Source organism: Gemmatimonadaceae bacterium, from assembly GCA_035606695.1.
Lineage (GTDB): Bacteria > Gemmatimonadota > Gemmatimonadetes > Gemmatimonadales > Gemmatimonadaceae > JAQBQB01.
Window position 1 is genome coordinate 37,525 of sequence record DATNEW010000033.1, and the last position, 11,269, is coordinate 48,793.

Sequence of the window (11,269 nt, forward strand, 5' to 3'; positions counted from 1 at the left end):
GTCAGATGGTGACCGCCATCGGCAAGCGGATCGAGAAGCGCGACCCGGCGCCAAGTTCGCTTGCAACCTCCATCCGTCCGTTCATTTGTCTGACGAGTGCGTCCGAGATCGCCAACCCAAGCCCCACGCCCGGCGCCGCCGCCGTCGTCTCGCTTCGGTAATAGGGCTCGAAGATCGACGCTTGATCGGCGTGCGAGATACCGGGACCATTGTCCGACACGAGGACTTCTCCGCACGGGCCCGAGTCGGTCACGCCCTCCGCGGTGCTGAGCGTAATCGACCCCTCGGCGTGGGTAAACTTCACGGCGTTGCCGACGAGATTGACGAGCACCTGGCGCAGCCGCGCCCCGTCGCCGACGACCACGACGTCCGGTCCGCCAACCAGCTGGAGCCGCTGCCGTTTCGCGTACGAGGCCGGGGTGAGCAGATCCACCGCTTCCCTCGCGACCTCGAGGAGACGCACCGGTTCGCTGCGGACGTTGATGGCGCCCGCGCTGAGCCGCGCCATGTCCATGACGTTGTCGAGCAGCGAGAGGAGATGCCGCCCGGCCATGCGAATGCGGCCCAGGCCTTCCCGCTGTTTGGCGGAGATCTCCCCATACAACCCATCTTCCATGATCGTACAGTATCCCTCGATCGCGCCGAGCGGACTGCGGATGTCGTGCGCGAGGGTGGAGAGCGCGCGATCCTTCGCGTCGGTCGCGCCTTTGCTCGCGCGAAGCTGATCCGCCAACTCCACACGCACCTCGCCAAAGAGGCGCGCGTTCTCCAGCGCGGACGCCGCTTGATCCGCGAGGGCCGAGAGCAGCCATTCATCGATGTCGACGGCCGGCCGGTCGAGCGCGAGAGCGAGGAGCCCGATCACCGTGCCGCGCGCGATGAGCGGCACCGCGAGCAATTGGTCGCCGGGCACGTCGAGCAGTCCGCCGAGACGTGCCACGACCTCGTCCGACAACGGCGCGCCGAAGCGAGCCACTCGATCCGCCGCGACGCCATGGGACGCGCGCACCTGCAGCAGATCGTCGGCATCCTGGAGCATCAGGACTGCCGACGGCGCCGACAGCAGATCGGCCCCCTGTTCCACCGTGAGGCGAGCAACTTCGTCGAGCGACGTCGTATACGAGAATGCGCGGTTGATGCCGGAAAGCTTTCGCAGTTGGCCCACCCGCGGCGCCACGCCGCGGGGCTGACTTCCGATCATCACGTGACGATCTCGACGCCCGCGCCGCTGATGGCGATTTCTCGAATCCGGAGGTCGTGTGCGCTGCCACGCGTCTTGAGAATCCGGATCGTACGGCGCGTGGTTTCCTCGCCACCGACCGTGAGCAACAGGACATTGTCCGACAGATAGCTCATGGCGTTCTGCACGCCCTGAATGGACACGGAGTTTGCCGTCGTCTCGAAGTTGAGGATGCTCGTGATGGTGCTCACGGCGAAATGCTGCACGAGCGCATAGAGATAATCGTGCAGCCGCTGTTGATCCGTCGCCGCGCTCGCGAGATCGCCGAGCGCGTCGATGACGACTCGACGAATCTTGCCCTGTTGAATGCGACGGAACATGTCGACGATGATGCTGTCGATCTGCAGTTCGACCGGCGACGCGTACACGAGCTGGAGTCCGTGCGCCTGCGCTTCTTCCAAGTCGACGCCCAGGCTGCGGATGGTGCGCATGAGCTGCGACGGATTTTCCTGAAAGTTCATATAGAGACTGGGCTCGCCTTCGCGGGCTCCCTCCAGCGCGAACTGCAAGCCGATCGTCGTCTTCCCGGCGCCCGACGGTCCGGCCAGCAGCGTGGTCGTACCGCGCCAGACGCCGCCGTCGAGCATGCGATCGAGGCCCGCGATGCCGGTCGAGATCCGTTCGTCCGGTGGTTCGTAGCCTTCCGGCATCGACGGGCTGACGAGCCGCGGATACATGTCCAAGCCCGCATCGGTGATCCGGAATGCGTGTGCGCCTTCGAGATACTTGCTGCCGCGCAGTTTGTAGACGCGGAAGTATCGTTCATCGCGGTTGCCGAGCCGCCGTCGCGACATCTCGACGATGCCGTCCGCGATGGCGAACTCGGGGTAGCGCAGGATGTCGTCCTCGGTGTATTCGCCGAGGAGGAAGGCGGTCGTTCCATACGCCGTGAGCAACGCCGTGAGCTCGTACACGAGCCGGCGCCGGTCGCCGTCGGACGGCATGAGATCGTGCACGGCCTTGAATGAATCGATGACGATGATCTTCGGCGCGAGCGAGCGAATCGCTTCCTTGAGCACCGGAATCAAGATGGCGGGTCCCTCCTTCGACAACTGTTCGCCGACGTCCTCGTAGATCACTTGCGTGCCGAGCTTGGTCTCGTCGAAAAAGCGAAAGCCCTGGAGATAGCGCACGACTTTGGAGAGCGGCTCCGACAACGTCGTGAAATAGAGGATCGGCCGGTCGTCGGCCGCGTTGTCGAAGATCAGTTGTTCGGCGAAGATCGTCTTGCCGGAGCCCGGGTGACCCATGATGATGTTGATCGAATTCGTCGGGAATCCGCCGCCGAGGATGTAGTCGGCCTCGCGATTGCCCGACCGCATGCGGTCGCCTGTTTCGCCGTCGACGTCTCGCACCAGGCGGCGATCGGGAGGTAATAGAATGCTCATGTTACAACCGTCATGACATGGTCCTGGACTGTGGTCAGCTGGCTGACCGTTGCGATGAAACTGGATTCGATGAACGGCTTGCGCAGGAACCCGCGGGCGCCGGCGTCTTCGGCCCGCGTCGCGGCCGCGAGAATACTGAACACGAGCACGGGGACGTGGCGCGTCGCCGGCTCGGCGCGCAGCCGGCGGCAGAGCGTCAGGCCGTCGAGCTTGGGAATGAGGATCTCGGTGATGATCAGCGCGATCGCGTTCGACGTCGCATAGGCGAACGCCGCCTCGCCGTCGTCGACAAATGCCACGACGAAGCCGGCGGCCTCGAGTGCGAATGATTGAAGATCGCGGACGTTGCGATCGCGCTCGGCAATGAGAATCAGCCGACCAGCCAACTGGTCCGTCAGCATTCGCGACGACGCCGAACCATGGTGCCTCCGCCAACGCAGGAGTGGGCTGACCAGTCATGGCTCGGGAGGGCCGGCGCGTCTGCCGCGATGCCGAAGCCCCAAACGGGCAGCCACCAGGCTGCCCACCAGCAACGTCGTAATCTAGCACATTACAGGCCGCGCCGCTCGACACCTCGCTCGTGCACCGCGCGGCCTCATTTCGGTTTTCTAAAGTCTTCCGAATTGTGTGTCGGCGCCGCCGAGCGCCAGATCCGCGGCCGGTGTATATTACGACTGCTGGTGTGTGGCCTCGGCGCCACCTCCCCCTGGTCGCGCGGCTCTCAGCGCCGCGACGACTCGAGAGCCCCTCGGTCCAGCGTGTCCTCTGATCGGGAGCGCGATGCGCCGAACCGCCGACCGAACGGTCCTCATCGTCGAGCCGGACGCCGACTCACGCGCTCAGCTTCGCGCGACGCTCGAATGTGATGGATACACCGTCATCGCGACCAGCGGCCGCGATGACGCGCTGTCGCTGATCGACAACCCGCGGATCAACCTCGTAGTCACCGAGCTCTATCTCGGGAATCGCGAGAGTCGTTGCCTGCTGAATGCGATCTGTTCGCCAACGCCGCGACGGAGCGCGAAGGTGTTGGCGTATACCACGCACGGCCGTCCGAAAGACCGCGCGTGGGCGGCGGCATCGGGAGCCGACGCGTACGTGCTGAAAAAGAACGGCGCGGCGCGGCTGCTCGAGGTAGCGGCCAAGCTCCGTCGCACACGATGAGCGGCGACCCGCGCGACGCACAGCGATCATTCATACGCGCGCCGCTGGCAACGCCGTCCGAGATCGCGAAGCAAGACCCCGCGTATCCCGCGACCGACGCCACACAGCCGAACGAGTCATTGTTCGCCGACTGGCGTCAGCGGTTGGCGCGAAACCTCTCGCGGCGCAGCGACGGCCGATGGGATCCGTTGACGTACGTTCATGACGCGCGGCGCGATCCTGTCGAGGACGAATGATCCCGGCGAGTCGGTCATCGGAACGATCGCCATGATCCGTCGCACTTTCACCGACCGCGACGGCCTTGCATGGACGGTGGCGGAGTCGCCGCCGCGCGTGCTCACGCTCATTCGGCCGCGCGAGCGGCGTCACGAGCCCCGCTCGCGTGAACGCGTCGTCGGTGCCGCGAGATTCGCGACACGCGACCTCGGTCTGGCGTGCTTGCACTTCGAGCCGGCGCGCCAGCGGCGCCAACTCACGCCAATTCCGTCGGGGTGGGAAGAGATGCCGGAGGACGAGCTCGAGGATCTTCTCGGTGCGTCGACGCTGTTGCCCGACGCGTGACGACCGAGTCGCGCGCGCTGGCCGCGGCCGCACGCAGCTGGTTCGGGACGGCGCCGGCCTTCTGCTGTTGCTCGCGCGGCCGTCGACCGGTCGCCGCGCGATCCGGACTACATCAGGGTGAATCTGCTGGGTATACGCGAGAATGGGGCGCGGTACACCCACGCCGCACTCTCGACCGTGCTCGCCATGGTTCGCCATGGCGCGGCTGGGCGCGGAAGACGGTGACGGCGCACTTATGAGAATGCTCAATCCGCTCGCTCGCGCCGGTACGCCGGAGGACGCGCGCCGCTACGCGACGGAGCGGTATGTCATCGCCGGCGCGGACCCGCCGGACGTCATAACCATGGAGCAAGCGCATGAGGATGAGCTCCGGCCGTGGCGGCTTGGCGCTCAGCTCTTCGCGCTTCCGGGAATCATCGCGTTGATCGTCGCCACCTTCGGCATGTACAGCGCAATGGCGTACGTCGTGAGTCAGCGCACGCGCGAGCTCGGCGTCCGAATCGCGCTCGGAGCGCAGCGACGGCGAATCGTCACCGACGTCGTGGCCTCAGGAGTGCGCCCGCTCGCCGCCGGTCTGGCCATCGGCCTCAGCGTCGCGATCGCGTTCGGGAGTCTCGTCGAGACGATGCTCTATGCCACAACGCCGCGCGATCCGCTGACGTTAGCCGCCGTCTCGCTTCTGCTGTTGGCGTCCGGAGTTGGCGGGATGCTCGCGCCGACCTACCGCGCGCTGCGCGTCGATCCGATGACCGCGTTGAGAGCCGAGTAGGTCACTCGCGCCAGGTACGAATCTCCAGAACTCGCTGGCCACGCGCGGCGCGGCGAGTCAACGCGTCTGGCTGATCCGGCGAAAATCGTCGAAGTATGCCGGATATGTCTTGGATGTTACGCCCGGATTTCGAATTACCTGCGGCACGTCTCCAAGCGCGGCTAGCGAAAAGGCCATCGCCATTCGGTGATCGCCATACGTATCGATGACCGCGGAGGTCAGGCGGTCCGGAGGCGTGATGTGTAGATCGCCGGCTCCCTCCACGACCGTTGCTCCCACCTTCCGGAGCTCGGTTGCCATGGCCGCCAGCCTGTCAGTTTCCTTGATTCTCCAATTCCCGATCCCACGAATCGATGTCGGCCCCGTGGCGAACAAGGCGGTGGTGGCGAGCGTCATCGCCGCATCCGGAAAATCGCGCGCATCGACGTCAATACCGTGGAGCGTGCCGCGGCTGACTTCGACCCAATCGTCGCCGCGACGAGTGAATGCCCCCATGTCGCGGAGCGCATCGAGAAACTTCACGTCGCCCTGCGAGGTGTTTCGCTCGAGCCCGGCGACCCGAACGGTGCCACCGCGAATTGCTCCGGCCGCAAGAAAATAGGATGCGGATGACCAGTCGCCCTCGATCGAGATTCGCCCGGGCGACCGATAGGTCTGGCCTCCCTCGACGAGATACGACGACTCACCGGCAAACTGCACGTCGATACCAAACCGCTTCATGACATCGATCGTCATGGAGACGTACGGCAATGACACGGGGTCGTTGACGGTGTGAATCAGCGAACGGCCACGCGCCAATGGCGCGGCGAGCAACAGCGCGCTCGTGAACTGGCTCGACACGCTTCCATCGATGTGAACTTCGCCGCCATCCAGACCAGCGGCGTCGATCCGGAGCGGGGGATAGCCGGCGATCGCGAGGTATTCAATGTGTGCGCCGAGCGCGGCGAGTGCGTCGACGAGCGGACCGATGGGCCGTTCGTGCATGCGCGGATCGCCGCGCAGTGTGAAGGAGCCGGCCCCCGTCGTGAGCATGGCCGTCAGTGGGCGCATGGCGGTTCCGGCGTTTCCCAGAAAGAGATCCGCGTGGCGGACGCGAAACGGCCCGCCGACGCCCGCGATTTCCAGCGATGTCGCGTTTGGTGGTCGTCGGGTCTCTACTCCTAGATGGGCCAGCGCGTCGAGCATGCGGCTCGTGTCGTCGGCGACCAGAACGTTGTCGACCTGCGTGACTCCAACGGCGATTCCCGCGAGCAACACGACCCGATTGGTGAGGCTCTTCGAACCGGGGACCTGAACGACACCTGCGACGGCGCGAACGGGTTCCAGGCGCAGGATTTCCATGTCGCCAGTATAAACTACAGCGCAACATGCACCATCTGGACGAGCAGCGTTGACGGCAGCCGTCCTCTGTCGTGATTCGAGACGGCCTTGCCTTGATCCGATGCCTGTGGTCGACTTCCGTCACTCGGCGCACGGTACTGTAAGTGATTTATTGACAATATATTACACGGACCCTGTATTCGGACGTTTGCGGTCCGGTGCTTGCCAATACGGAGTCGGCAAAGGGTATCGCACCGAGTAGAATCCCCGGCTTGTCAAAACGGAGTGCGCGCGTGAAATTACTTTACGTGTTAATTATTTACCTGAGTAGTTAAGAAACTTCTGTTTCCCACGCTCCGCCCCTTTTCAATCCCCCCCCGGAGAAAACCCCATGTCACTCGCTTCCAAGCTCCTACCACTCGCGGTCCTCGCGACGGCGTTCGTCGCCGCTTGCTCGGACGTCTCATCGCCCGCCCAAACCCTTTCCCCGGCCAGCGCCTCGATGGCAAAGGGCGGCACTGGCGGTGGCGGGGGTGGTGGCGGTGGTGGTGGTGGCGGCGTCACGACCAACCCGATTGTCATCACGACGCCTCCGACGGTGAACGCCTCCGGCAAGTGGTTCGGCACCACGGACGGTCCGGACGTCGTGCACTTCTATACATACGACCTGAATCAACAGGGGTCTGGTATCGTGACCGGGTTCGGCACGATCAAGACGGGTTCGCTCACGTTGCCGACGTCGATCGTTCAGGAGCCGATCATCGGTACGGTGAACGGGGACACCCTCACGATGTACGTCGGCGTCTTGAGCTGCACGCCGGCGACGTGCGTGATGACGCCTTTCTTCCGCGGCATCGTTTCCGGCACGTCGATCGACGGCAAGTTCCTGAACGGCGGTGTCTCGCCGATCACGCTGGCCAAACAGTAAGCCGCCGTCATCCTCATCGCTCGCGCGCGCGAAGCGAGCCGCTCACAACGCCGCCGGAATCACCGATTCCGGCGGCGTTGTCATTTCTCACGAAACGATCGCGAGCGATCGCGAACCAACTCCGGCATGAAGTCGGCCGGTCTCGCCCTGACCGCTCCGGGAAAAGCAGACGTTGATTCGGATAACCGCGAGCGCGCGCGACGCCGTGCGCAATTTAGTGTGTCTTGACGGTTCCCACGATCGGATCGGTCATGTCCTGGACCATGAGCGCGAATGCGTCCATCGGCACGCCGTGTACGGCATGCGTTCCGTTCCAGGTTCCCTCGCCGCTGCAGTCGCTCACCGGATTCAGACTATACGCGGCGACCTGCGACGGCGACGTGAAGTGAGCGAAATACAGCGCACCGAGCGGGCCCGCCGGGACGTCGAACGCCGTGCACAGCCACGCTGAAACGGCGGTCTGCGGAAAGTTGATGAAGACGGATCCATCCCGGTCGACGATGCTCATGGCGCGCAGCGCATCCAACTCGCTCGGCGTGGGAGGATGTGTCTCATCGCTGCAACTGGCGATACCCGAATATGTGCGCATCTCGTTCGCATGCATTTCGCCCAATTCCGGACTCGCCGTCCACGGACCACCCTCGGTGCACCCGAATTGACCAGCGGCACAAATCTCGATCGGTTTCGGCGGCACCTCGCACGCCTTGGACAGGTCTGAAAAGACTGGTCCGGACGAAAACATGGCCTTATCGAGATAACTGCCGGCCCCGTACCACGAGAGCGCGTAGCCCAACGCTCCGGTACCGCCGCTGTGTCCCAGGGCGCCCATTCCACCCGAGGCGCTCTGGCCGCCATGAACATTCTCATAAATGAATTTCATGAGCGTCGCCGGTCTGCATGCGGCAACTCGCAGGTTCTTTTGCGGCAGTCCGGTGTCTTCCCAGTCCGTCGCCCATGCCAGCTGAACGATGCGATAGCCGGCATTTAAAAAACTCTCAGCAAACGTTCGCCCGTCGCGCGGACCGTGATCGAAGGGCGTCGTTCCGCCGCCTCCATCGTGCATGAGAATGGTGCCCTTCACGGCGCCCGGCGGGGTTCGGTAGCCATACGTGACGAGGAGAGGCGCCGTCGCGGGACAACTCACGGTCGATTGAAAGCAACTGGATCCTGCGTAAAAACCAGAGGGACAGCGCGAGAGCGCGGTCGGACTGCTCGCCGTTCCCAGCGGCAAGATGCCTGAATTCGTGGAGGGAATCTCGGGTGCAGTCGCGGGCGATGACGATCCGCAGCCGGCCGCCAGGATCAACGAAGCGAACGCCAGCAGTGAAATGGCGATGGGGTCTTTCGACAAACGTCCTCCGCTCGGCATCGGCTGCGTCTAAACGTTCCCGGTCACCACCAGTGACGAAGACGGCGGCAAAACGTTAAGGCCTCGCGGGCCTCGGCCTCCTGCGAAATCGGCTCCTTGCACAACCTGATGGTAGGACGCGAGCACTTCGTCGCACAGTTCGCGGAGGCGGAGCTTGGTGCGGCGATCCGTCGCCCGATTCGCTTGCTGAGTGGTGGTATCGGCGTGTGTCATGTTGCTGGTTCCGAGGATGAGTTGTGCCGTCGTGGTCGGCTCGAGTCCCCCACCAAGGCAGAACCTGGGCCACCATTCTGCTGCGACCGAGCGTCGTACGCCTGTGCGTTCGTCGAGATCGACGACGTCTCGAGTGAGTGGGCTATTCATTAGAAGATCCGCCGGCAATCCGCCGCATCATGCGAACGAAACACTTCCCTGAGTCGAGTGTATCTTTCGGGACGTATATGCGCACTGGGTTGGCGCATGGTGCGGAGGAGAGACATGAGGAAACTCGCAGGCACCCTCAACGTGATGCCGTCCGCTTCGCGATCGTTTTCGCGGAGCTCGCGCACGCGTGCGAACCTCCAGCACGCTGTGACGCGCCTGATCACCGGCGTTGTCGCGGTTGCCTCCCTCGTATTTGCGGCGCAAACGCTGGATCGGCCGCGTGCCGATGCTTCGCTCGACACGCTGCATTCAGTATCGCCGCCGGCGCCGTCGTCCCTCTTGCGATCGGTGCCATCCTCCCGGATCGCGCTCGAATCGCGGTCACCGGCGCGTTCCGCGACCGGCCTCGGAGCCGCGCTGCCGGTATTCGCGCGGGCGACTTTCGCCAGCACCGTTGCGAGCAGTGCCGCCGCAGGCGCATCCGGCGCCGCCAGCGCGTCGATCATTGGTCGCGGGTACGACGCCACAGCGCCTCCGCGCTGAGTTGATTGCTCGGCACCGCCGAGCGCGTTCCTTCTCGAATCCTGATGGGCACCGGCCTCGCGGCCTCGAATCGCGAGGAGCTCGCGGCTGCCTGTCGATCAACTCATCGCATCACGGGCGAGTCGGGGCTTGGCTGCTCCACTCGCAGGAGACGTATTCATGTCAAAACATAAGAACCATCTTGCACAGTCTCACGAGGAAGACATTCCGCGCCTCGAGCCGTGGCTGTGGGTGCTGGCGAGCTCGGTCATCCCGGTTGTCCTCGCGCTGTATGCGCATTCTGGTTTTGTCATCCCCTCGATCGTGGCAACCGTCGCGCTGTTTCTCACCGGTCTCGCAATGCTTCGGCGCGACACGGTACGACGGCGTCGCGAGGAGGAATGCCAGCATCCGTTCAGGAAGGTTGGCGCGGAACCTTTCACACATCTGGAATTGGAGGGCTTATGACTCGCGGACAACTCGCAACTCCGCGGTCGTCGCTCCCGGCGGCGACAGTGGGCACCCTTTTTTCGCGGATCATGCTGGCAATCGACTTTGGCTCGGCATCGCTCGGCGCCGCGCGCTGGGCGACGACGTACATCGCGTCGGGTGGCGAGGCCGTGCTGATGCACGTCGCGCCGTGCGACGACGATCTCGGGCGCGCAGACGGAGATGCAGACGGAGATGCAGACGGAGATGCAGACGGAGATCACGAGCATGGTGACGAATCAATTCGAGGAATGACGCCTGCATTCGCCGGCGGCCTCGGGGGATTCGCGGCGACGCTCGGCGTCCGGGCCGCGAGAAACATCGTTCGCATCGGCCGCCCATCGAGCTGCCTGGCCGCGGTCACCAATGACGTCGAAGCGCCGCTGCTTGTGCTCGGCCGGCGCATCGCGGCGAATCGTATCGGCATCGGCGAGCCGAACGTGATCGAGCGTGTCGCGCGGCGAACGAACGCATCCGTGCTGGTGGTTCCCGAGGGTACTGCCCGTGCGCCCGAGCACGTCGTGGCGGCGGTCGACGACAGTCCATTTGGACCACTCGCATTGCGCGCCGCGAGCAGGCTGGCGCGCCTTCACGAGATCCCGCTGACCGTCTTGCACGTGCTGTCGCCCGTCGTCGGCGCGTACGAGCGTGTGATTCGCTCGGCGAAGAAACTGCTCGCGTCGAACGAACATGCAACGCGGAGCGCGGGTGCGAGCCATGTGCATGTATCGCCGAACAAGGCACAGTGGCTGGTGAACCTGGGGCGTGCACACGGCGTGTTGGGTCGTGACTCGACTGAGATTGCCATGGGAGATCCGGCGCGCGAGATCACCCGCGCGGCCGCCGAGCGCGGTGCAGCGTTGGTCGTCGTCGGAATGCGCGGCTCGGATGAGGCGCCGGTCGGAAGCATCGGCTCGGTCGTGAGGGAATTGCTGACACGCGCCCCGGTGCCGGTACTGGCGGTCAACGGCATCTAGTGTCTGATTCGAGTGCCACGGCACCGACCGAGTGCGGCGCACCCGCATCCGGTCGGGGCCTGCCAACCTCCTCCAAGGGAAGACTGTGAACGAACCAGAATCTTCGACGGAAACTGACGCGGACGTCACGGATCGCCGGAGTTTTCTGAGCCGCGCGGCGGCGCTATCTCTCGCGATTC

Annotated in this window: 14 protein-coding genes; 9 read left to right on the plus strand and 5 right to left on the minus strand. The window is 64.5% G+C overall.

The genetic code is table 11. From position 1 onward, the window contains the following. Position 1: 1 nt before the first annotated feature. From VN706_17745 to VN706_17755, 3 genes are read right to left on the minus strand one after another with little or no spacing between them, the layout of a single operon-like run. Positions 2-1,201, minus strand: coding sequence for an ATP-binding protein (locus tag VN706_17745; GenBank protein HXT17489.1), 1,200 nt, complete (start codon positions 1,199-1,201; stop codon positions 2-4). Continuing rightward, entirely contained in the window at positions 1,201-2,628 is a 1,428-nt protein-coding gene (locus VN706_17750; protein HXT17490.1) for an ATPase domain-containing protein, read from the minus strand. The genes VN706_17745 and VN706_17750 overlap by 1 nt, the downstream gene beginning before the upstream one ends. After that, entirely contained in the window at positions 2,625-3,029 is a 405-nt protein-coding gene (locus tag VN706_17755; GenBank protein HXT17491.1) for a response regulator, read from the minus strand. Before VN706_17755 ends, VN706_17750 begins: the two co-directional genes overlap by 4 nt. 379 nt (positions 3,030-3,408) lie before the next feature. Between VN706_17755 and VN706_17760 the strand changes: the two genes are divergently transcribed. The 4 genes from VN706_17760 (at position 3,409) to VN706_17775 (ending at position 5,122) form a co-directional block, all read left to right on the plus strand. Further along, positions 3,409-3,792, plus strand: a complete 384-nt coding sequence (locus VN706_17760; GenBank protein ID HXT17492.1) for a response regulator — start codon at positions 3,409-3,411, stop codon at positions 3,790-3,792. Further along, positions 3,789-4,028: a hypothetical protein gene (locus VN706_17765; protein HXT17493.1), complete on the plus strand. Its 240-nt coding sequence runs from the start codon at positions 3,789-3,791 to the stop codon at positions 4,026-4,028. Before VN706_17760 ends, VN706_17765 begins: the two co-directional genes overlap by 4 nt. Before the next feature lie 31 nt (positions 4,029-4,059). After that, positions 4,060-4,353, plus strand: coding sequence for a hypothetical protein (locus VN706_17770; GenBank protein HXT17494.1), 294 nt, complete (start codon positions 4,060-4,062; stop codon positions 4,351-4,353). A gap of 241 nt (positions 4,354-4,594) precedes the next feature. Beyond that, positions 4,595-5,122, plus strand: coding sequence for an FtsX-like permease family protein (locus VN706_17775; protein HXT17495.1), 528 nt, complete (start codon positions 4,595-4,597; stop codon positions 5,120-5,122). Positions 5,123-5,179: 57 nt separating this feature from the next. On the opposite strand, the gene aroA is transcribed toward VN706_17775, so the two are convergent. After that, entirely contained in the window at positions 5,180-6,463 is a 1,284-nt protein-coding gene (aroA, locus tag VN706_17780; protein HXT17496.1) for a 3-phosphoshikimate 1-carboxyvinyltransferase, read from the minus strand. A gap of 370 nt (positions 6,464-6,833) precedes the next feature. Here aroA and VN706_17785 point away from each other — a divergent pair, with 370 nt between their 5' ends. Then, entirely contained in the window at positions 6,834-7,370 is a 537-nt protein-coding gene (locus VN706_17785) for a hypothetical protein (protein HXT17497.1), read from the plus strand. A 214-nt stretch (positions 7,371-7,584) separates the two neighbouring features. On the opposite strand, the gene VN706_17790 is transcribed toward VN706_17785, so the two are convergent. Then, positions 7,585-8,514: a hypothetical protein gene (locus tag VN706_17790; protein HXT17498.1), complete on the minus strand. Its 930-nt coding sequence runs from the start codon at positions 8,512-8,514 to the stop codon at positions 7,585-7,587. Between the two features lie 88 nt (positions 8,515-8,602). Between VN706_17790 and VN706_17795 the strand changes: the two genes are divergently transcribed. The 4 genes from VN706_17795 to VN706_17810 all read left to right on the plus strand — a co-directional run bounded on the left by VN706_17795 (position 8,603) and on the right by VN706_17810 (position 11,090). Beyond that, positions 8,603-8,752 (plus strand): hypothetical protein, encoded by a 150-nt coding sequence (locus VN706_17795; GenBank protein ID HXT17499.1) that lies wholly within the window; start codon positions 8,603-8,605, stop codon positions 8,750-8,752. 464 nt (positions 8,753-9,216) lie between these two features. Then, positions 9,217-9,645 carry a hypothetical protein gene (locus tag VN706_17800; protein ID HXT17500.1) on the plus strand — a complete coding sequence of 143 codons (429 nt, stop codon included), beginning with the start codon at positions 9,217-9,219 and terminating at the stop codon, positions 9,643-9,645. 129 nt (positions 9,646-9,774) lie between these two features. After that, positions 9,775-10,092: a hypothetical protein gene (locus VN706_17805; protein ID HXT17501.1), complete on the plus strand. Its 318-nt coding sequence runs from the start codon at positions 9,775-9,777 to the stop codon at positions 10,090-10,092. A gap of 71 nt (positions 10,093-10,163) precedes the next feature. Beyond that, on the plus strand, positions 10,164-11,090 hold the full coding sequence (locus tag VN706_17810; protein ID HXT17502.1) for a universal stress protein: 927 nt from the start codon (positions 10,164-10,166) through the stop codon (positions 11,088-11,090). Positions 11,091-11,269 lie beyond the last annotated feature (179 nt).